Origin of the sequence: Streptomyces sp. B93, from assembly GCF_018070565.1 — a bacterium.
In the GTDB taxonomy this organism is placed as follows: Bacteria; Actinomycetota; Actinomycetes; order Streptomycetales; family Streptomycetaceae; genus Streptomyces.
Map to the genome: position 1 here is coordinate 70,651 of NZ_JAGPXL010000028.1, position 19,383 is coordinate 90,033.

General features: G+C 67.5%; 22 protein-coding genes and 1 pseudogene. 11 read left to right on the plus strand and 12 right to left on the minus strand.

Translation table 11 applies throughout. The annotated features are described in order from the left end of the window. Window positions 1–50: 50 nt before the first annotated feature. The 5 genes and pseudogenes from KBY47_RS24275 to KBY47_RS36700 all read left to right on the plus strand — a co-directional run bounded on the left by KBY47_RS24275 (window position 51) and on the right by KBY47_RS36700 (window position 4,346). On the plus strand, window positions 51–1,145 hold the full coding sequence (locus KBY47_RS24275; protein WP_210924148.1) for a DUF1152 domain-containing protein: 1,095 nt from the start codon (window positions 51–53) through the stop codon (window positions 1,143–1,145). 524 nt (window positions 1,146–1,669) lie between these two features. Next, complete coding sequence (locus KBY47_RS24280; RefSeq protein ID WP_210924150.1) at window positions 1,670–2,890, plus strand: IS110 family transposase; 1,221 nt, start codon at window positions 1,670–1,672, stop codon at window positions 2,888–2,890. Between the two features lie 334 nt (window positions 2,891–3,224). Further along, window positions 3,225–3,404, plus strand: coding sequence for a hypothetical protein (locus KBY47_RS36695; protein WP_247695142.1), 180 nt, complete (start codon window positions 3,225–3,227; stop codon window positions 3,402–3,404). A gap of 12 nt (window positions 3,405–3,416) precedes the next feature. Then, window positions 3,417–3,662, plus strand: a pseudogene (locus tag KBY47_RS37260) (molecular chaperone Tir); the annotation flags it as partial. Between the two features lie 42 nt (window positions 3,663–3,704). Beyond that, window positions 3,705–4,346: a hypothetical protein gene (locus KBY47_RS36700; protein ID WP_247695143.1), complete on the plus strand. Its 642-nt coding sequence runs from the start codon at window positions 3,705–3,707 to the stop codon at window positions 4,344–4,346. 229 nt (window positions 4,347–4,575) lie between these two features. Here KBY47_RS36700 and KBY47_RS24290 read toward each other — a convergent pair whose 3' ends face one another. Further along, on the minus strand, window positions 4,576–5,826 hold the full coding sequence (locus KBY47_RS24290; protein ID WP_210924153.1) for a VWA domain-containing protein: 1,251 nt from the start codon (window positions 5,824–5,826) through the stop codon (window positions 4,576–4,578). A gap of 405 nt (window positions 5,827–6,231) precedes the next feature. Here KBY47_RS24290 and KBY47_RS24295 point away from each other — a divergent pair, with 405 nt between their 5' ends. Both KBY47_RS24295 and KBY47_RS24300 read left to right on the plus strand, forming a co-directional pair. Beyond that, window positions 6,232–6,633: a hypothetical protein gene (locus KBY47_RS24295; protein ID WP_210924155.1), complete on the plus strand. Its 402-nt coding sequence runs from the start codon at window positions 6,232–6,234 to the stop codon at window positions 6,631–6,633. Between the two features lie 65 nt (window positions 6,634–6,698). Continuing rightward, the gene (locus tag KBY47_RS24300; RefSeq protein ID WP_210924158.1) at window positions 6,699–7,160 is read left to right on the plus strand and encodes a hypothetical protein; all 462 of its coding nucleotides are present in this window, start codon (window positions 6,699–6,701) and stop codon (window positions 7,158–7,160) included. Window positions 7,161–7,179: 19 nt separating this feature from the next. On the opposite strand, the gene KBY47_RS24305 is transcribed toward KBY47_RS24300, so the two are convergent. The 10 genes from KBY47_RS24305 to KBY47_RS24350 form a co-directional block, all read right to left on the minus strand. Next, window positions 7,180–7,707 (minus strand): transposase, encoded by a 528-nt coding sequence (locus KBY47_RS24305; RefSeq protein WP_247695157.1) that lies wholly within the window; start codon window positions 7,705–7,707, stop codon window positions 7,180–7,182. Next, window positions 7,704–8,243, minus strand: coding sequence for a winged helix-turn-helix domain-containing protein (locus KBY47_RS24310; RefSeq protein WP_210924162.1), 540 nt, complete (start codon window positions 8,241–8,243; stop codon window positions 7,704–7,706). The genes KBY47_RS24305 and KBY47_RS24310 overlap by 4 nt, the downstream gene beginning before the upstream one ends. A gap of 348 nt (window positions 8,244–8,591) precedes the next feature. Next, on the minus strand, window positions 8,592–8,990 hold the full coding sequence (locus tag KBY47_RS24315; protein WP_210924164.1) for a PIN domain-containing protein: 399 nt from the start codon (window positions 8,988–8,990) through the stop codon (window positions 8,592–8,594). Further along, window positions 8,987–9,265, minus strand: coding sequence for a hypothetical protein (locus KBY47_RS24320; protein ID WP_210924166.1), 279 nt, complete (start codon window positions 9,263–9,265; stop codon window positions 8,987–8,989). The genes KBY47_RS24315 and KBY47_RS24320 overlap by 4 nt, the downstream gene beginning before the upstream one ends. Window positions 9,266–9,731: 466 nt before the next feature. Continuing rightward, window positions 9,732–10,028: a hypothetical protein gene (locus tag KBY47_RS24325; RefSeq protein WP_210924168.1), complete on the minus strand. Its 297-nt coding sequence runs from the start codon at window positions 10,026–10,028 to the stop codon at window positions 9,732–9,734. Further along, window positions 10,025–12,049 (minus strand): N-6 DNA methylase, encoded by a 2,025-nt coding sequence (locus tag KBY47_RS24330; RefSeq protein WP_210924171.1) that lies wholly within the window; start codon window positions 12,047–12,049, stop codon window positions 10,025–10,027. The genes KBY47_RS24325 and KBY47_RS24330 overlap by 4 nt, the downstream gene beginning before the upstream one ends. A 702-nt stretch (window positions 12,050–12,751) precedes the next feature. Continuing rightward, window positions 12,752–12,916: a hypothetical protein gene (locus KBY47_RS24335; protein WP_210924173.1), complete on the minus strand. Its 165-nt coding sequence runs from the start codon at window positions 12,914–12,916 to the stop codon at window positions 12,752–12,754. Between the two features lie 294 nt (window positions 12,917–13,210). Beyond that, entirely contained in the window at window positions 13,211–13,654 is a 444-nt protein-coding gene (locus KBY47_RS24340) for a PIN domain-containing protein (RefSeq protein WP_210924175.1), read from the minus strand. Further along, window positions 13,651–13,917, minus strand: a complete 267-nt coding sequence (locus KBY47_RS24345) for a CopG family transcriptional regulator (protein WP_210924177.1) — start codon at window positions 13,915–13,917, stop codon at window positions 13,651–13,653. Before KBY47_RS24345 ends, KBY47_RS24340 begins: the two co-directional genes overlap by 4 nt. A gap of 351 nt (window positions 13,918–14,268) precedes the next feature. After that, window positions 14,269–14,964, minus strand: coding sequence for a hypothetical protein (locus KBY47_RS24350; RefSeq protein ID WP_210924178.1), 696 nt, complete (start codon window positions 14,962–14,964; stop codon window positions 14,269–14,271). Window positions 14,965–15,471: 507 nt separating this feature from the next. On the opposite strand from KBY47_RS24350, the gene KBY47_RS24355 reads away from it, so the two are divergent. From KBY47_RS24355 to KBY47_RS24370, 4 genes are all read left to right on the plus strand, one after another. Further along, window positions 15,472–16,002 (plus strand): DUF5994 family protein, encoded by a 531-nt coding sequence (locus KBY47_RS24355; RefSeq protein WP_247695161.1) that lies wholly within the window; start codon window positions 15,472–15,474, stop codon window positions 16,000–16,002. 384 nt (window positions 16,003–16,386) lie between these two features. Beyond that, window positions 16,387–16,731 (plus strand): hypothetical protein, encoded by a 345-nt coding sequence (locus KBY47_RS24360; protein WP_210924198.1) that lies wholly within the window; start codon window positions 16,387–16,389, stop codon window positions 16,729–16,731. Window positions 16,732–17,574: 843 nt separating this feature from the next. After that, window positions 17,575–18,024, plus strand: a complete 450-nt coding sequence (locus KBY47_RS24365) for a DUF5994 family protein (protein ID WP_210924182.1) — start codon at window positions 17,575–17,577, stop codon at window positions 18,022–18,024. 100 nt (window positions 18,025–18,124) lie between these two features. After that, entirely contained in the window at window positions 18,125–19,165 is a 1,041-nt protein-coding gene (locus tag KBY47_RS24370; protein ID WP_210924184.1) for an acyl-CoA desaturase, read from the plus strand. On the opposite strand, the gene KBY47_RS24375 is transcribed toward KBY47_RS24370, so the two are convergent. After that, window positions 19,162–19,350 (minus strand): hypothetical protein, encoded by a 189-nt coding sequence (locus KBY47_RS24375; RefSeq protein ID WP_210924186.1) that lies wholly within the window; start codon window positions 19,348–19,350, stop codon window positions 19,162–19,164. The genes KBY47_RS24370 and KBY47_RS24375 overlap by 4 nt on opposite strands. Between the last annotated feature and the right edge of the window lie 33 nt (window positions 19,351–19,383).

Genomic DNA, 19,383 nt, shown 5'->3' on the forward strand with positions numbered 1-19,383 from the left:
CTAGCCACTATAGGGTGAATGGCCAATGCCCGACCCCGTAGGCTGACCGCATGACGCGGTTGATCGTCGCAGCAGGAGGAGGGGGCGACGCGGTCGCCGCCGCAATGCTTCACGCCGCCCTCTACGGCGACGAGGACCAGGCGGTGATCCTCACGTACGCATGGGACCGCCTCCTAATCGACCCGATCCCGGGCCCACGAGGCCCACAGGACTTCACCGGCCTCGAACAGCTCACCCCAGCGGTATGGACAGTCCCAGCCGAGGCCCGCCCAATCGCACCAGCAGGCTCCACGCTCCCCCGGCTGGCCGCAGAACTCCCGCACACCTTCGCACTGATCGACCCACACCACGGCACCCAGGGCATCACACGTCAACTGGAGCAGCTGGTGGAACACTTGGCACCAACGTCTATCGACCTCCTGGACGTAGGCGGCGACATCCTGGCCCGAGGCGACGAACCAACCCTCAAGAGCCCACTCGCCGACGCCCTGACACTGGCCGCGTGCTGCCAGGTGAACACCCCGGTCCGCCTCCTGGTGGCAGGCCCCGGCCTGGACGGCGAGTTGCCGCCCGAAGACGTACTCGGCGCGGTCGGCCCGGTGACCCACACTTTCACGGCGAAAGACGTGGGCCCCATCAGCTCAGTCCTGGAGTGGCACCCGTCCGAGGCCACCGCGATGCTCGCAGCGACGGCACGAGGAGTACGAGGCACCTGCGAGGTACGTGACGCAGGACTACCCGTACCGCTGACAGACGAGGGACCGGCGGTCCATGAGGCCGACATGGACGAGGCCCTGAGCCGCAACGAGCTGGCCCGCGCGATCCTGCACACCGCCAGTCTCTCCGAGGCGGAAGCACATAGCCGCGAGATCTGCGGCTACTCCGAGATCGACTACGAACGCAACAAGGCGGCATGGCTAACGGAGCAGCCACCATTGGACCTGAACCCGGAGACGGTCTTGGTCAGGCTGGACGGTTTCGAGGCCGAGGCCCACAGCCGCGGAGTCACCCACACGACGTTCCGCCACCTCACCGAAGCCCTGAACCTCAACGGCACCCAGCGCCAAGACCTACGCGAGCTACTGATCAACAGCCGCCCAGAGCAGTACGACGCACCCTTGTGGCGTATCACAACCCACGCCTGAGTAACAACCTTCTTCACGGGTTCAAGGCGGCTCGCTCCGCTCCCCGCGCGCGGCCCGGCCCCCGGCCGGGCCTGCGCTCCTAATGGCGTCGTAAGACGTTGGTGCTGATCCTGCTGGCCGAACGTCTTGAGTGAGACGGCATGCGGTGATCCGTAGCCGCTCCTGAGGCCCGACCTCCCGAGACAGAGTCGGCCCCGCGTGCCGGCTCATTCGTTCGTTCCTCATCGGGCGGGGGTGACGGGGACGGCCCGCGCTCTGGCCTTCGTCCCGCGCGGACCGCCCCCGTCACCCCCGCCGAAGGACACAACAGCGGCATCGTTGGCTCGTGGCCCAAGCCGCCGCCAGGGAACACCTCTCACCGCTCGGCGAACACGCCAGTTCCGCAGCTGACCGAGACCCCTGACGACCGCTGGGATTGCGAACGACCGATCGGATGACGGGCCCTTGAGCCCTGCCATTAGGAAGACGCGCAACCCCTGCCCGGCGAGGACCAGCACACCACCGCCAACCAGAGGACACCCCCTATGACCAGCGTGTTCTGCGGCATCGACTGGGCCACCGACCACCACGACATCGCCCTGCTCGACGAAACCGGCACCCTCCTCGCCAAGCTCCGCATCGACGACAACCCCGCGGGCCTGACCCAGCTCCTCGACCTCCTGGCCCGCCACGGCGACAACCCCAACGACCCGATCCCCGTCTCCATCGAGACCTCCCACGGACTCCTGGTCGCCTGCCTGCGCGCCACCGGCCGGCCGATCTACGTCATCAACCCGCTCACCGCCGCCCGCTACCGCGACCGCTACGCACTCAGCCGCAAAAAGTCCGACCACCTCGACGCCAAAGTCCTGGCCCACATCCTGCGCACCGACCCCGCCGAACACCGCCCCCTGCCAGCCGACAGCCACCTCGCCCAGGCCGTCACCGTCCTGGCCCGAGCCCAACAGGACGCCGTCTGGGACCGCGTCCAGAACAGCAACCGGCTGCGCTCCCACCTGCGCGAATACTTCCCCGCCTTCCTCACCGTCTTCAGGAACTTCCGCGAAGGCCTCGCCTCGCCTGTCTGCCGCGCCCTGCTGGCCGCAGCCCCCACACCCACGCAGGCCGCCCAGCTCACCCGCCCGCAACTGCGGGCCATCCTCAAAAAAGCCGGCCGCCAACGCGAGATCACCGGCGAAGTCGAACGCCTCCACGCATTACTGCGCGAGCCCCAGATGCACCAACCGCCCCTGGTCGAGCAGGCGATGGGGACCAAGACCCTCGCCCTGCTCCGGCAGTTCAACGCCGCCTGCGCCAGCGCCGACGAGCTGGAAGCCGCAGTCGTCGACGCCTTCACCGCCCACGAGGACGCCGAGATCATCACCAGCTTCCCCGGACTGGGTCACCTCACCGGCGCCCGCGTCCTGGCCGAACTCGGCGACGACCACACCCGCTTCATCACCGCCCGTACCCTCAAGGCCTACGCCGGATCCGCCCCCATCACCAGATCCTCCGGACGGAAAACCACCGTCCTGGCCAGGCACATCAAGAACCAGCGCCTCGCCTGCGCCGGCTACATCTGGGCCTTCGCAGCCCTCACCGCATCCCCAGGCGCCCGAGCCCACTACGACCGCCGCCGAGCGGCCGAAGAACGACACGTCGCAGCACAACGCAACCTCTTCAACCGCCTACTCGGCTGCCTCCACCACTGCCTCACCCACCACATCCCCTACGACGAACAGACCGCCTTCCCCGATACCGCTTGACTGATCAACCGCATCGGATGTCTGTCTCCGCCCCGCTCCAGCCCGGCCGGCGCCCGTACCGCGCTCAAAGCATGCAGCCGCCTGATGCCGGAGAAGGGGTACGTCGTGGCTGGGGCGGTCGGCTCCGCGGCTTTACGGAGCCACTTTGGCGCGAGCCTCGAAGATCATGGCCCCAACGTCGTGCTTTACCGGGCAGGTCCACAAACTGCCCGACGCGCCGAAAGCTTACGGGGCCATGATCACTCGCGCCAAAGCAGCGCCACCCCAAAGCCGCTCCGCCGACCTTGACGAAAAGGGCCATGCGATCACACCTAGCCCAATAAGATCTAACGCCATGAACGCCCTGAACGCTCTGAACGCCATTGAGCCTGCCGGATTCTGGAGCTACACCCACCGCGACGATCAGCTTGACGGGGGTCGCATTCGACGCCTCGCCGACGCCATCGCACACGCCTTCGAAATTACAACGGGTGACGAACTTCACGTATTCGTGGACAACACATCGATCGCCTGAGGGGAGCAATGGCGGGCACGCCTCGATTCCGCCCTTACTAGCACCACGTTCCTAATTCCAATCATCACTCCGAAGTTCCTGAAGAGCCAGGAATGTCGCCGCGAAATCATCACCTTCAGCAGCCACGCGGCAAGCCTAGGACTTGACGACCTGATCCTCCCGATTCATTACGTGAATGTCCCTCAGCTAGCCGAAGATGAACCCAGCGACGAGGTAATTCAATTGATCTCCCGCCGCCAATGGGTGGACTGGCGTCAACTCCGCCTTGAAGACGAGAACTCTCCAGAGTACCGACAGGCAGTGAACCAGCTCGCTCTTCGCTTGAAGGGAATTCTAGAGACTCCACCTATCAGCGGCCCCATCACAATCCCGTCAGGCGAAGCTGAGACTGATCAACCCGGCTTCCTCGACTCGCTCGCCGAAATGGAAGTCGCGCTCCCTGAGTGGGCAAAGACGGTAGAAGAGTTCGGGAAGGTCCTTGATTCCCTGAACGAGAAGACCCTAGCCTCCGCGACTCTACTGAAAGAATCCGATGCTCGCGGCGGTGGCTTCGCAGGTCGATTGCGCGTAACCAACGAGCTAGCAGCAGATTTGAACGAACCAGTCAATAAGATCGCCGAACTTGGGAGGCGGTACGCAACAGATCTCTCCAGAATCGACCCAGGGATCATCACAATGATCCGCATGATCGGCGAAGGTGAGGCCACGCAAGAAGAGGAGGCATCTGCTCGCGAGCTGTTCGGCCAATTGAAGGGAATGATTACAGCATCCCGGGAGGCCGTCTCAAATTTGGAGGGCCTCAATGAGGGTGCGAAGGTTATGGCCTCTGGCAGTCGAGCCCTGCGTCCTCTGATGAACTCAGTCCAGACAGCCGTGCAGCAGGTGATCGACGGACAGACCATGATTGAAGAGTGGGGGCGGATGATCGACGAGCTTGGGTGATTGGCACGGCCAGGTGATACCAGTCAAGTACAGGGTGGCGTAACTCTTGCTGCGCTGAAAGTCTGACATCTACGGCTGACATCAACGGCCCCGGACGCCAGCAACGTCGGGTGGTCAGGAGCAGAGACGCGGGCGTCGCAACAGCCGACCGATGGGGCTCTTCGATCGAACTCCTAAAGCGGGTGTCGTAGGTTCGAATGCGCGCAGACTGCGGCAGGACCGATGACATCTACCGAAGCAGACCAGCCGTCCGAGCGGCCGTCAGCCAGGCAGGGAATTCCTTCATGAGAAGATCGTAAAGATCGGCCTCTGAACGCTTGTCGGGATTCTGCCCAGCACCGAAGTAGCCTGCATTATCAACAGTTCTTCCGGTGAGAGTGTCGAGGCTTCGAAGAAAGCGGAGATCCCGACTCGACCCAAACCCGACGAACTGCCAGAAGATCGGCATCGAGCTGGACCGTCGCAAAAGCTCTCTAGTCTCCTTACGGTCGAACGGCTCCCCGTCAGTTTGGAAGATCACAAATGCCGGATCGGTGGACCGACTGGCCTGGTAGTGATCGATGACCGCTTGCATCGCTGGCGCATAGCTCGTGCCACCCCAGTCCAGTGATTGGTGGAGAGTGTCAATACGCCCCTGATAGTTGTCCAAGCTGATGTCGGTCACCAAATCAACATCGTGGGAGAAGAAAACGAGCGGTACAACGCCGTCATCATCGAGGTTGGCGGAAAGTCCTAGAGCTTGCTCCGCCAGTTGCTGCATCGTTCCGTTGTCGTAGAACCACCCCATGCTGCCGGAATGGTCGAGAACGAGGTAGACCGCTGCTCGCTGGCCCAAGACGTCGTGCTTCACGAGGGACACATGAGCTGCCTTGTAGAGGTTCACGAGCCCGGGTGCGGCCCTCTGAACCTTGTCGAGACTGATGGCGGGTCCTGGAGCCACACCACACTGTGGTGATGTCGCGACAGAACTCTGGGGGTCCGTCCCGTCATCGTCCACCACGACACCGAAGTCAGTGGCAAGGCCGGCCAGGCCGGTGTCCCATCCTTGTCCAACTGCACGGACCTTCCATGCGCCAGCACGCCGATAGATCTCGACCAAGATTGCGGCCGATTCTCCGTGCGCGAATGGCGGTGGAACGAAGCTGACTTGTGAGCCTCCGCATTGGACGAGCACTTTCGGAGTGCTACCCGCATCGAACTGTGCAGACGCCAGGCGGGGGTCCAAGCTAGCGACGATCGCGATGCGGTCAACTGCCGCTGGCACGCTGGCCAGATCGGCGTGTACCTCTTGCCCGGACAGGCTGACTCCGTCCTGTGACGGATGGTTGTAGAAGACCAAGTCCTCATCACCGCGCACCTTGCCCTCCTGTGTCAGCAGCACGGCGCAGACATCGAGGTGAGTACTTGCCGACGCGAGTGTGACTCGGCAGAGGTCCGTAGGCAGAAGCGCATTGCCGCCCTTGGTGAGCACGATGGTCATAGATGTCCCCTCCAGGGAGGCAACATAGACCCCAAAAGGGGCATGGGCCAAGGCCCGCACCAAGAAGCGCCCCAGGTAGCACCGCGGTTCAGCACGTTGCATGTGGAGCACCGGCCAGCCAACCGTCGGCAACGTCCATGACGGGGCCGACGAGCCGACGAAACCGAGCGAGAGTGGTTGAGTAAGGACATCAAGCCCTCCGCCCGCCGCCGCACCACAAGCGCACCAGATCGAACGGGGAACAGCGGGGAATCACGGTGAATGCGGCCCAGCCCGAAGAGGTCGCGAGCCGGGCATTCGCCCAGTTCAGTACCCGCACAGACCGCAAATGATCGCAGCTTCCCAAGCTGGTGTCCCTCGTGAAGGCGGGCCTTGCTGTCAGACCTGCGCTGTACGGTCCGCTCCATGGCTGAGAGACCGACGACGAACTGGCGCAGAGGCATAGCCAGGGAGGCCGCGGAGCTTGCCGCCGGCACCCTGGATCCCGACTGCGCGTGCATGGTCGAGTTGTTCCCCGAAGCGCTCTTGCTGGAGACCGATGCCGTCCTCGACGTGTTTGAGGCCGAGTTGCCCACGCTCGCCGAAGGAGACGACGCACGGATCTTCGCCGCAGTGGAGCGCGTCGTCCTGGCTCTGAACGCCGTGAACGAGGCTCACGACGAGTCTGCCTTCGAAACCGATGAGCGCGAGCAGTTGTGCGCCTACATCGATGAGGCGCTCACCGAGCAGGGAGTCGACGTCGTGGCCCTGACCGCCAGGCACGGGCTCGGCCGGCACGAGCTCACAGACCGGTGGCGGGACTGGTGAGCAACCCCTCATCGTGAGAGATCAGGTCGACTGCGATCAGCGAGAGGAGTGTCTACGATCGCGCGATGAGCTACGACATCTACTTCTTGAGCCGACGCGAGGGGCAGTCCTGGAATGAGGTCCTGGAGGCAATGGAAGACGCGGCCGAGAACAGCGAGCCGATCCCTGCCCGCCTTCTTGAAGCGTGGGGCCGAATAGTGCCGCAGGCCCGGATGCTGCTGGGTGAAGTGGACATCACGGAGTACGAGCAGGAGTCGCGAGACCTCAGCCACTCGGGCACCGGCATCGACCTGTCCGTCTTCGGTGACGAGGTGAGCATCACCGTGCCCTACTGGCATGCAGGGGACCAAGCTGCGGTCGTGCTCGGCAAGGTCTTCGCCCTTTCAGCCATCGTCGAGAAGGAAACGGGGCTGACTGCCTACGACCCTCAGACGGAACGTCCACTGGCGGAAATACAACCGCAAGGCGCGATAGGGCTGATGCCGAGGATCACCGAGGATTTGCAGAGCCGCTACGGTGGTTACTGACCTTGAATGCGTGATGTCGTCATGGTGGCTGGCGCCGGAGGCCGGTGCCGGTGAGGCAGCCGTCGAGGACGTCGGGGCGGTACTGGAGCTGGCGTAGGCCCCGTCGGACGGCGGTGATCAGGTCGGCGGGGTTGGCGAAGGCGCGGTTGGCTGTGGTGGTACGTCGCAGGACCGACCAGATGCCCTCGACCGGGTTGAGGTCGGGTGCGTAGGGCGGCAGTTGGAAGACGATGAGCCAGTCACGGTCGGCGATGTAGCGGCGCATTCCGGCGGTGAGGTGGGTGTTCAGGTTGTCCCAGACCAGCACGATGGGGCCGCCGAGCTGCTGGTGGGCGGTCTGGATCAGGTCGCGGTAGTCCTTCCAGGAGAAGCTCTTGCGCCCGTCGGGCCGGGCGTCGGGGCAGGGCCGGTAGATCAGCCGCGAGGGTTCGCCGGGTTTGTAGCAGGCCAGGGCGGCCACCGATAAGCGGCGGCGGGAGCGACCCCGGAGGCGGATCACCGGGGTGTGGCCGCGGCGGGACCAGGTGCGGGTGGTCGGCGGCGTCATCGAGAATCCGGCCTCGTCCTCGAAGACGAGCCAGGCGTCGAGCGCCGCCACGGTCCTTCCACGCTCGGCCAGGTCTCCTTCACCCAGCCGTCCACCTGGTTCTCGTCCCGCTCGATCGCCCGCCGGGCGGGGACCTGGGAGCTCCAGCCGTGCCGCTTGAGCAGGACGGCCACCCCTTGCACGGTGTAACTCTTGTGGAAGCGGCGCCCGATCAGCGTCTTGATCCGTGACAGGGTCCAGGTCTGGTCCGGCCATCCATGTGCCACCGGCCCCTTGGCCAGCTCCCGCTCCAGCACGGCGAACAGTTCGTCGCTGAGCAGTGGCAGCGATGCCGGGCCTTTCGAGGCCAGGGCTCTCGATCCGGCCTGCGACCAGGCTCTGCGCCAACGCTGAACCGACCGGACGCTCACCCGCAGGTCGTGAGCGATGACCGTGTTCTCGTCACCAAGTCTGAATCGCTCGGCTGCTTCCATCCGCAACTTCTCGCGGAAGGACCGCCGTTCGTCGGTCAGCCCGCCCCCTTGCGCATACCTCATGCAGTCGGCATACCGCAGGGATCATGAGACGTCAGCCCCCTACGACACCACGCTTTGAAGGTCAGTAATCAACCGCCAACGGAAGCGTGGCGGAGGCCGGTGGAGGTGCGGCGAGGCATACGCGCGCCTGATCAGGGCAAGCCGAACGGCTGCGGCACGTCACCCGCTCCATGGCTGAGGCCCAGGTCAGAGACCCGGGCCTTTTTGCTGTCCGCTTGATCAGTGGTCACGTTCCAGATTCGCGGCAGAACGCTGAGCAGCGGGGTGTGAGGAGGCGGAAACAACCAGCACGGTCAACCTCCGGGCAACCTCGTGCGCAGCGAGCGCCGTTCTACAAGGTGCCTCGTCTCAGACCTTCTCCGCGCTCACGCGCGGACGTTCGGCAGTGAGCAACCCGATGTCTTCCACGTCCGAGGTCAGGATCGTCACCCGGCCGGGATGGTGCAGGGCGGTCGCGCACAGCATGGCGTCGATCGCGTACTTGTGGCCGTGCAGCCCCGCCGCACGCAGCAAGGCGGCAGCGGACTGCGCGAGGGTTTGGGTCACCGGCTCGACACTCAGGCGGGACAGGGTCCACTTCAGGGCGGCGTCATTGATCTTCGGGTGGATTACCTCGACCAGCACGGCGGCTGAGGTGATCACTGGCAGGTCCGCGTCGCGCGCCGCCGTCAGCCACTCATGCATCTCCCGATCCCGCTGCACGGCCTTCGCCAGGCCCTCGCTGTCCAGGACCAGGGCACCACTCACGCGGCTACCCCGGCGTTCGAGTCGCCTCCGGTCAGTCGGGCGCGCTTGGCCGCCACGGCCGCGGGGTCGGCCGGGCCGTGCATCTTGTCGAAGTCCGCGATCAACTCGTCCAGGTTGTCGCGCTCGATCTGGCGCTGGGCCGCCTTCTCCAGGTACGCCGAGACGCCTCGCTTGCCGACCCGCTCACGGATCGCCTGAAGGGTTCCGGCGGTCAGCGTGACGGAGATACCGCTGGTGGGGCCGTCGCCGGGTGGGAAGTCCACGTCATCAGTCACAGGTCAAGTATGCCATTCAATATGGCATAGCGCACAGTGCGTGTACGGGCCGGGCCTGTGGTCTGATAACGAGGGCGCGGAGGGCGGTGGGCTGTGCAGCAGCAACGCTGCCTCTACGGCTGATCTGCGCATGGTGCGGACCGTGCGGAGTTGCCCCCCGATGAAGCCGGCTTCGACCCTTTCCGGAAGTACGTGCCCTCCGCGTGCCCGTAAGGGCGGAAACCCACGGTCAACAGCGGTGCGATCCGACGCACAGGACCACCCCGAGGTCCAGGTATACGTGCTGGTCAGAGCTGTGGAGCCTGTACGAGCGCCGTCGCTTCCCAAGCTGAGAGCGCGAGTTCGATTCTCGTCACCCGCTCCATGATGAAACCCTAGGCCAGCGGCCTGGGGTTTCTTTGTTGGCAAGAGCGGGTTGGTGCCGCTCTTGAGAGTCCATGACTGGGGCACCGGCTCAGTCATGCCATCAGCTGGAGCCAGTAGGCCGGTTCGTGTCGTCCGGTTCGCGCGGCAGGTTCCGGTGGTCTTCCGTCGTGGTCCAGTTCCGTAGCGCCGTCACTGCTCCCACCGCGGCGAAGCACAGCCCTGCCGTCGTACCGAAGGCACCCCCTGCATAAAGGATCAAGTCCGCGATACCCGCGCCGGTCGTGTACTTCAGAGCGGCAACACACACGGCGACCAGCATGGAGAAGAGCACGATGACCAGAAGCCAGAGTGCCCAGGCGACAGACCGGGAGAGGCTCGTGGGGTGGGGAGCGGTCACGATCGGAGCTTCCTTTCGCTGTCTCGCGAGGAGGGCGAGGACGAGGCACTCGTCAGCTGGTCGAGAAGCAGTGCTCGTGCGTGGGTGATGGCTGCGGCCAGTTCCCTGTGGGCATCGGACCGCGCCCCGAGGAGCATCAGCAGATCGGCGATCTCCTGCTGCACGTCGAGAGGGGGAAGCAGGACTTCCTGGCGTCCCAGTGCGTTCTTGGTGATGAACGGGGCCGCAGTGGCGGCCGCTCGATCCCTGACCCAGTTCACTGCGTCCGGACGGCTCAGCACGGCAAGCAGGTAGTAGGGCACAACCTCGGCATCCTGGAGGCAGCGGAGCCTGATCACGTTGGAGCTCATGAGCCAGCCCGTTTGGTCCGCCCCGACCATGGCCGGCGGGCCCATGGCGCCCGAGCGAACGCAGACGATGTCACCTGCCGCGAGCCGGTAGCGCGTCAACCGTTCTGCGAGTTCCAATGAGACGCGCTCGTCGGCGCTGTCGGTCACCCGCCCGTCCCGCAGGTGCTTGGGGAAGACGACCGGCACCACACCATGCGGAGTCCGGTCCCGCGGCGCTAGCAGCCCGTGCGACGGGCCGGTCTGGATCTCACACAACGCCGCGAGCGTGGCCCTGCGCCGAGGGGCCTGACGCACCCGGTCGGTCTTCAGCTCGGCGCGCAGGCCGGCGGTGCGTTCGTCCAGGTCGGCGCATCTCTCCCTCAGTAGCGAGACCTCGTCCCAGACTTCCACCTCCGCCATACCGGCCGTTCCCGAGTCCAGGGCCGATGACCGGCCGATGTGGTCGATCGGATTGAGCGAGTAGTCCTTGCGGCGTAGCTCCTCGTTGTCGACGCGTGCGCTGGGTACGGTCGCCAGCGGAGACTCATGCGGTCGGGCGGGGCCTACCCCCGGGCTCAGAGCCAAGTACGAGTCGAGGACGGCTTGGACGTCGTCGTGGGCGAGCACCCTCCGCCCGCCGCGTCGAATGACGCCCAAGCCACGCGCATCCAGGAACAGGACATGGTCGTCGGCGTCGGCCGGGTGTCGCAGCAGCCACACGCACACGGGAACCGGGGTGCCGGAGAAGAGCTTGTCGGGCAGCGCGACAACGCACTCCACGACACCCTGCTCCACAAGTGCCTGACGGATCGCTCGCTCCGCCGCGTTCCCGGAGTTGCCCGCCTTGTTCGGCATGACCACCGCCGCGCGCCCGCCCTCGGCCAGGACGGACAACGCGTACTGGGGATAGGCAAGGTTGTCGTTGCCTACCGGAGGAGCTCCATAGGGCCAGTGCCCGGTACGAGTGGTCTCCTGCGAGGTGTCCTTCATATTGAAGGGCGGGTTGGTGAGAACCAGATCGACCAACTCCTGGGGCCACTTCTCCTCCCAGGGCCGCCCGCTGGGCTTCAACTGGACGGCGAAGGGGACTCTCCGCAGTGCCAGGCCCATACAGGCCAACGACAACGTCACCCGCTTCGGCGTCTGCCCCAGCAGCCTGGGCAGTGGAGCGTCGGTGGCGCCGGGCCTGCCTCTCGCCCACATGGCGGTGTCAGCTGCAGCGCCAAGGAGTTCCCCACCACGGCAGTACGGGTCGTACACGCTGCTCGGAGGGCTCTTCCTCGCCGCCCGCCCCAACGCCGCCATCAGGCGCGCCACCGGGAGCGGTGTGAAGAACTCGCGGCTGCGCAGCTGCGCGCGCTCCTCATAGTCCTCGATGAACAGCTGAAAGGCATGAGGGCCGAGCGCACCGACCAGTCGGACGACCTGCGCGAGATCCTGGAACCGCCGGGGCTCCAGGCGAGCGAGCACATCCTGCATCTCGGGCAGCGACCCCATGCGGCGCAACGCCGCGTCCGTTTCCGAACCCACAAGCTTCAACAGGGAGATGCTGGACTGCGGCTCAGGACTGGCCATAACGTACGCCTGTACCTTCTGCCAGCAGCCCGGCCTGGTCTCTCGCAGGAAGAGCAACGCGGCCAGGAGGCTCAGATAAGTGACCGTCTGGTTCGCGCCTCGCACCCGCTCGGCCAAGGGCCCCATGAGCTCGCGGACGATCTCGGAATCCCGTGGATCCGGCCTCTCGCCGGGACCGAGTGTGAGCCCGGTGTGCTTTGGCACTGCCTCCTCATGTGCGACCGAAGTGCCAGGCCAGTGCCGTCGCGCCCGGTCTCCGTAGGTGGTGAATTCACCCTCCCCCGATTCCCGGCGGTGCGATGGCACCCGTCTTCCGTCGAGCCAGTCGAGGACCTCGGACGCGTTGAAGTAGTCCTGACCAGCGGTACGTCGGGGGGTAGGAAAGTCCGCTGCCCGCCGCTCCCATGTTGTGACCGCCGCGCGTGACACGCCTGCCATGATCGCAATCTCCGTGCGCGTCAGAAGGCGATCACCGTCAGACAAGCCCGTTCTGTTCTTCATGACGCCTCGTATCCCTTCGAAGTGGCCCTGGAGCGACGTTCGTTGGGCATGAGGCTAGGGTGGTTGCCGCGCCGATGTCTCACGAGTACTTCAAGTACTCAGATGCCTGTACCTGGCGCACTCGCACACAAGCCCAGCGAGGAACGCCAGTCTTGTGCATATTTGGCCCTCTCTACTGTCGACGTCGACTCCGATTCACGATCCAACGATGAATAAGGCCTTAACGTCTTCGGCACGGAGTGTCGGGCCATGACCATCAGGGCAGGGAGGGGCGTGACCAGCTGGTCACGGACACGCCAGGGCCCTCGGCACCAGCACCTAGAAGGAGGCGGTGAACCCAACCTGCGCGAGATGCTGAAGACCCGGCGTCGCGCCTGGGCGCTCACCCGTCTGCGGGCGGCGGCCCGCTGGGGGGAAGTGGACGGTCGTGCCGAGCAGCTCGGCGACCTGGTCGAGGGACGGGTAGCTGTCGGTTCTCGGCATCCATGTCCAGTCGCGACGACTTCCCTCGGCCGGCCTACGTGTCGACGAGCCGTGAGCACAGAGCAGGCGAGGCAGGCACGACACTCCTCCACCTCCCGATCTCGTGCACACGCGTTCCCTTCGGAGCGGGCAACTACGGTCAACAGCGGTGCTACCGTATCCAGGCTCCTGCCACGACACTACGAATCTGCCCAGGTCAGCTGCCATGCAGCTACGCAAGCGCCGTCGCCTCCCAAGCTGAGAGCGCGAGTCGTCGCTCCCCAAGCGAAGAGCGCGAGTTCGGCTCTCGTCGCGTCAGAGTGGGAGATCGTCGGGGAGTACCCGAAACGCCTTGTGGTGGCCCAGGGGGCGTACGGCCCGGAAGTCACGTCGGTCGAGGGTCAGGATCGCGTCCGTGTCGTAGTCGGCAGCGAGCGCCACGTTGACCGCGTCAGTGAGGTCGAGGTCCAGCGCACGGTAGCGGACACGGACGGACTGGGCGGCTCCCAGGTGGTCCTCCGTGATCTCCGGCATGACGACACGACCCCGGCTCATCCAGCGCCGCAGGTCGTCTACTGCGCTGAGCGCAGCCTCCCAGCCGAGCTCGCGGGTCGCCACGTGATCCAGTTCGGCCAGCAGCAGCGGGGACATGACGAGGAGGCCGGCCGCCATGATCGCCTCGTTCGCCGCCCGGTGTTCCGGGTGAGCCGAGTCCAGGGCCGCCAGGAGGCCGGACGTGTCGGCGATGACAATGATCACGCGGCGGTTCCGGAATCCGAGTCGGTCTCACGGCGGACAGCGTCGGCGACCGTGTCACGCACCTCTGACTTGGAGGGCGCGCGGCCCGTCCCCTCGAAGGTGCGCGAGAACAGCGGCTCGTCCCAGACCCTATTGGCCATGGCCGCGAGGTGGATGCCCTGGCGGATAATCTCGGCCTCGCTTATCCCCCGGCGCTTCGCGGCCTCTTTGATGATCGCCAGGTCTTCGGGGTCGGCGTAGACGTTCGTGCGCTTCATGGACATGTACCAAGAGTAGTCCATGTACCAGACTGACACACGCGGGCGCCTCGTCCTTCGGCTCATCGAATCCACGCAGGCCAGCAGCTACACGCTCGCGCAAGCGCCGTCGCTTCCCAAGCTGGCGTCTGGTCACCCGCTCCATGATGAACCCCAGGTCAGCGACCTGGGGTTTGCGTTTTGGGCTCGACTTGCTCAGAGGACGGTGTCGCGCGCGTTGTCGCCGGATAGCGCGACGCGGTCAGCCGCGTAATTGCACGCGCTGTACGCGGCGAAGCCGGCGATCGCCCCGGGATACTCGTCATCCGTGGAGTGAAATTGTCGTCGCCCATTGCGTCCGGGTGCTGGGGCGGGTGATCAGGCTCCGAGGACCAGTACACGGAACGGGCCGGGCGGGGATGGGGATGGGGATGGGGACGTGCGAGGCGCGTCGCCTTCGGCGTACCGCCATCCCCAGGACCGCAGCACCTCGGTGGTCCTGCTGTCGGAGCGGCTCACGAGCATGACGCCGAACGCGGCGCCTTGGTCGGTGAGCAGCCGCTGCTGCAGGCGCCGGGCGAGGTTCCAGGGCCGGTCCTGGTTCTCTTTGCGGGCGTGAGGCGGGACGAGTATCACGGAGATCAGGAGGACCCGTCCGGAGGCTGCGGCGCGCAGCAGGCTCACGGGAAGGTGGCAGTCGAGGCCCTCCCACCAGGGCCCGTCGCCGCGGACGGGGAAGCCGTAGGCACATCCGGACAGCCCGGTGGACTCCGCGATCACCAACTCGAACCCCGGTCGGTGCACGTCCGCCGTCAGCCGTCGCAGAAAGGCGCCGCGGGCCTGGTTCCATGCCCGGGGGCCACCGCCCGAGGTCTGTGCGTACAGATCGCCCAACTCCGCCATGCGGTCCTCGACCTGACCTCGCGTCAGCGCACGGACGCGTTCACCCGCGCGTGGCGACGCCCCTCGCTCCGGCCCCGGCCGACGCTGCTTGCGGGTACCTCGCCGGTCCAGGTCGGCGCGCCCCCCGAGGAACTCGGTGGTCGTCGGCGGAAGTGGCACGTTCACGGTCATGGCGCTTGCCCCGTCCCGGGCACGGGCGAACCGGGCCCGCTGTGGTCGGTCGCCGAGGGCGGCAAGGGTGTAGGAGCCGGTGCGCGAGGAACTCTCGGTATGTCCACCGTACTCCCGGTGCGTGTATGCCCCCGCGGTGGACGCTGGGGCCGGACGGCGCCCAGAGGGATGGGGCGGGTGCAGCAAGCCCGGCAGCGTACGGAGCCTCCCCGCCGCCGGGATCGCGGCCGGAGCCCGACCCGTGCAGGACCCGTCCTGCTGTTCTTCACGACCGGCGCCGTCGCTCCATGGCGGCTTCGCGGAACCGGCGCGGTCCCGGCCGGGTACCGGCGGCTCCCCGGCACGGGTACCGGCCGCTCCGTAGGCGGTCCGTCCGGCCTGTTCGGGGGGTAGCGTGAGGTCATCGGGAGCATTTCGCACACCGGCCTCGATACCGGTGTCGTTCCTGGTGAGCAACGACACCGGACGACTGCCCGCGCGCAGGAGGTCCGGAGACGGGTCCGCATGATGTCCGCGACCAACGACCGTCCTCCGCCGAGCGCCATGCCCGCCAGGGCCCCGACCGCACGACTCGCCCTCAAGTCCGTGAGCTGTCCTCACCCGGGAGACGTCGGACTGGACGGCGCCTGGTGGCCCCGCTGCCGCGACCTGACACGAGAACTCCCCCCGCTGGCCGACGTACTGGACCCCCTGTGGGGCCGGATCACCCGGATCGCCGTCAATCCCCGCTACTGGCCGGTCATTCCGCGACGGGTCTTCGTCAACGGCCATGTGGTACGGGTCGGTTGGTTCACCTCCGAGCTGGACCCGCACACGATCCTGTTGCTGTCCGGAACAGCGGGGCCCTGGGACCTCCTGGTGATTCCCCCGGAGACCGCCGGTCCCTCGGCCGCCCGGCTGATGGCCGCCGCGAGCGCAGCCACCGGCCCGCGTTCGACCGCGTCCGCCCTCGTGGCGGCGGAACAGCCCGACGGCACCCCGTCGTCGTACGAGGCCGCCGGGGCCGCTGCGGCGGGCCGACTGGTGGCGGGCATGTGATGCCGCGCTCCCCGCTCCGGCCGTCAGCGCCCCGGTGGCCCGGTGAGCCTCAGGGCAGCAGCGTGTGACGGGCCGGGTCGGACCTGACCGCAGGCGGCGGTCGGCATGAGCGGGCCGCCGCGTGCGGTCGTGCCCCGCGGCACGGTCGGCAGGTCCCGGTCGTGCCGGGCAGGACCCGGATACCGCTGATCAGAGTCCCCGGCACAGCGTCCTCGGCCGGCGCCGCGTTGACACCGATCGCCGCCGGACGTTGACTGGCACGGCGGCGCAGGGCCGTGAAGGGCGGGGCCGGTCGGGTCGGCAGCCTGAAGCAGGCCACGCCGAAAGGGCCGGAGGCGTCTTCGGGCGGCGACCCCCATCACAACGGGAACGGTGTTCACGACGATGTACGACCAGACACGCGCCCAGCAGCCCGCCGACCGGCCCGCCGGCCTGGGCGAGCGCCGCTCTCCGGGCCCCGAGCCTCTGATCCCGTCCGATGGACGGGACCGGGTCGTCCGGCGCCTCGGGCACGCCGTGAACACCTTCGCGGACTCACCGCGCGAGGCTCTGGAGGAGGCCGAGGGCGCCTTCGACGAAGCCACCGACGCACTGCTCAAGGCCCTCACGGAGCGGCGACGCGTCCTGCGTGAGGGCTGGCAGGACCAGGACTCCGAGACGGAGTCCACCGAACTCCGGCTCGCACTGCGGGAGTACCGGGAGATCACCGGGCGGCTGCTGCGGGCATGAACCGGCGGCCGCCGGGCGCACAAGTGGCCACAGGGCCGCCGGCGCAGGCGGCTTCCGACGGCTTCCGACGGCCGCCGCCGGTCGTCCGGTCCTGTGCGGCGGCCGCCTGAGACTCCCAGCGCGGCCGTCCCCCTCCACGGGCGCGCGCTCGGGAGCCGTGAGCCCCGCATCGGACCGTGCGACGGCACGCGGGAAGTACCGCGCCGGTCCCGCGACGAGGGGAAGCACGACGGGGCGGGCACAGGCGCCAGCCCACCACGGGCAACGAATGCCGACTGCTCCACAGAGGTTGCGAATCGGTCCTCGCCCAGCGGCTCGGGGCACCCGGGGCGGGACGACCACGCAGCGGGGGAGCGTGCGCGTCGGCCCTGATGACAACCCGTCACACCATGTTCACGCGGCGGGGAGTAGGCTGAGGGAGCGAGGGCATCAGGCACGCCGGTGGCGGACCGGCTCCACCCTCGGTTCACCGGCGTACATCACGCGGGACGGGGTTCCCCTCCAGGTTCCCTTTCAAGACGAGGTCCCCCCTTCGATCCGCATACGCCGTCGCACTTCGGCACATGCGCGCAGACACGACTTCCAGTACGCCGACCACCACCAGCGCACATCCGGCGTTCAGCCGGGGCGGGCGGACCATCGGCCGTCAGCCATCGTGCCCCGCACCCCCCAACGCCGCAGCCGGGCCCGGCACCTGCCGCCCCGCACCTGCCGCTCCGCACCGGACCGCCTCACCGCCCGCCGTACCTGACCTGACCACCCCGGCCGATCACCACCCTCACCGGGCGGACGTCCCCACCCTGCCGAACCGACTGGCAGCCCACCTCGTCAGAGAGAACTCACGTGACCACCACAGCCCCGGACCCACCGTCCGCCCTGCCCCTTCCCCTCCTCCGCCTGCGTCTCGCGCCGCATGACGTGCCGCCCCGCCGGCTCGACGGAGTGTGGTGGCCGTACTCCCGCGACCTGCTGACGCAGCTCCCGCAGCTGCTCGCCGAGCTGCCGCACGCGTGGGGCGACATCTCCGCCGTCACCGTGGACGCCGCAGCCTGGTCGGCGGCACCGGGGCGCATGCTCGTCGCCAACCAGGTCGTACGCCTGCACAAAGCCCCCGCCTCGCCGCACGCCGCGGACCGCGTCGTCCTGCTCTCTCCCGGGCTCGGCCGCTGGGACCTTTCGGTGATCCCGCCGGACGCGACCGAGAAAGCTGCCGCCCTCCTCCTGGCCGCCGCGCTGGACGACCACGTACCCGGTGCCGACGGAGCAGTCCGAACCCGGGCCCCTCGGTGGTAGGTGCCGCCTTGGGCACGCCCGTGTCCGCGCCGTCCCCGCGTCCGTCTCGCCCAGGGGCCACGTCGTGCCATCCGCCCGCCTCTCAGAGAGTCTCGCCCTCATGACCACGGTCACCACCCCCACCACGCGTTCCGACACCCCCGGCAGCGACTTCGCCCGGCTGTCGAAGAACATCGCGGACGCCGGACTGCTGGGGCGCCGTCCCGGCTACTACACGCTACGGATCACCGCGGTGACCGGACTCTACGCCGCCGGATGGACCGGGTTCGTCCTCCTCGGCCCCTCGTGGTGGACCCTGGCGATCGCCGCCTTCATGGCCGCCATGTACGGGCAAGCAGCCCTGCTCGCGCACGACATGGCCCACCGGCAGGTGTTCCGCCGCCGCCGGGCCAGCGAGCTGTCCGGGCGCATCGCGGGGGCCTCGATCGGCATGGGCTACGGCTGGTGGCAGGACAAGCACACCCGTCACCACGCCAACCCGAACACCGCGGACCTCGACCCCGACATCGGTCCCGACCTGCTCGTCTGGTCCCCGGACCAGGCCCGCGCCGCCACCGGTCTCCCCCGCCTGCTCGGCCGTTGGCAGGCGTTCCTGTTCTTTCCCCTGCTCACACTGGAGGGCTTCAACCTGCGCGTGTCGAGCGGCAGGGCGATCGCGAACCGCCGGCTCAGGCACCGGACGCTCGACGGCGCCCTGCTGTTCACGCACTGCGCGGTCTACCTGACCGCCCTGTTCTGGGTCCTGCCGCCCGGCATGGCGGTCGCCTTCCTCGCCGTCCACCAGTGCCTCTTCGGCGTCTACCTCGGTTCCGTCTTCGCGCCCAACCACAAGGGCATGCCGATCCTGTCGGCCGACGACCGCCCCGACTTCCTCCGCCGCCAGGTGCTCACCTCACGCAACGTCAACGGCGGCCGCTTCACCGACCTCGTGCTCGGCGGCCTCAACCACCAGATCGAGCACCACCTGTTCCCGAGCATGCCCAGCCCCAACCTGCGCAAGGCCCGCACCGTCGTCCGGCAGTACTGCCGGGAGCGGGGCGTGGAGTACACGGAGACGGGACTGGCCGCCTCGTACCGGCTGGCGCTCGTCAGCCTCCACGACGCCGGCGCACCGCTCCGGCGCGGCGGCGTCCGCGCCTAGGGCGTGTTGCGGGGACGGCGTCGAGGCCGCAGCCGTCCGGGTCCGCCGTCCTGGTACTCCCACACGGCCTCCCCGGCGCGGTCGATCTCGACGGTCGCCGTCAGCCGTGCGGCATCCCCCACCATGCTGCTCGTGGTCGCCGTCCGAGGTGGGTCGCTCCCGGCGGCCGTCAGCCAGGCGGTCACGGCCGGAGGGGTCAGAGGGCCGGGGGGTCAGGG

Bases quoted from the DNA above. Each gene is read 5' to 3' on its own strand.
- KBY47_RS24335 (WP_210924173.1), bottom strand. From the start codon at position 12,916: ATGCCGAGAACCGACAGCTACCCGTCCCTCGACCAGGTCGCCGAGCTG.
- KBY47_RS24295 (WP_210924155.1), top strand. From the start codon at position 6,232: ATGGCTGAGAGACCGACGACGAACTGGCGCAGAGGCATAGCCAGGGAG.
- KBY47_RS24345 (WP_210924177.1), bottom strand. From the start codon at position 13,917: ATGTCCATGAAGCGCACGAACGTCTACGCCGACCCCGAAGACCTGGCG.
- KBY47_RS24275 (WP_210924148.1), top strand. From the start codon at position 51: ATGACGCGGTTGATCGTCGCAGCAGGAGGAGGGGGCGACGCGGTCGCC.
- KBY47_RS24310 (WP_210924162.1), bottom strand. From the start codon at position 8,243: ATGAGGTATGCGCAAGGGGGCGGGCTGACCGACGAACGGCGGTCCTTC.
- KBY47_RS24360 (WP_210924198.1), top strand. From the start codon at position 16,387: ATGTACGACCAGACACGCGCCCAGCAGCCCGCCGACCGGCCCGCCGGC.
- KBY47_RS24305 (WP_247695157.1), bottom strand. From the start codon at position 7,707: ATGACGCCGCCGACCACCCGCACCTGGTCCCGCCGCGGCCACACCCCG.
- KBY47_RS24280 (WP_210924150.1), top strand. From the start codon at position 1,670: ATGACCAGCGTGTTCTGCGGCATCGACTGGGCCACCGACCACCACGAC.
- KBY47_RS24300 (WP_210924158.1), top strand. From the start codon at position 6,699: ATGAGCTACGACATCTACTTCTTGAGCCGACGCGAGGGGCAGTCCTGG.
- KBY47_RS24355 (WP_247695161.1), top strand. From the start codon at position 15,472: ATGTCCGCGACCAACGACCGTCCTCCGCCGAGCGCCATGCCCGCCAGG.
- KBY47_RS24370 (WP_210924184.1), top strand. From the start codon at position 18,125: ATGACCACGGTCACCACCCCCACCACGCGTTCCGACACCCCCGGCAGC.
- KBY47_RS24350 (WP_210924178.1), bottom strand. From the start codon at position 14,964: ATGACCGTGAACGTGCCACTTCCGCCGACGACCACCGAGTTCCTCGGG.
- KBY47_RS24290 (WP_210924153.1), bottom strand. From the start codon at position 5,826: ATGACCATCGTGCTCACCAAGGGCGGCAATGCGCTTCTGCCTACGGAC.
- KBY47_RS36695 (WP_247695142.1), top strand. From the start codon at position 3,225: ATGAACGCCCTGAACGCTCTGAACGCCATTGAGCCTGCCGGATTCTGG.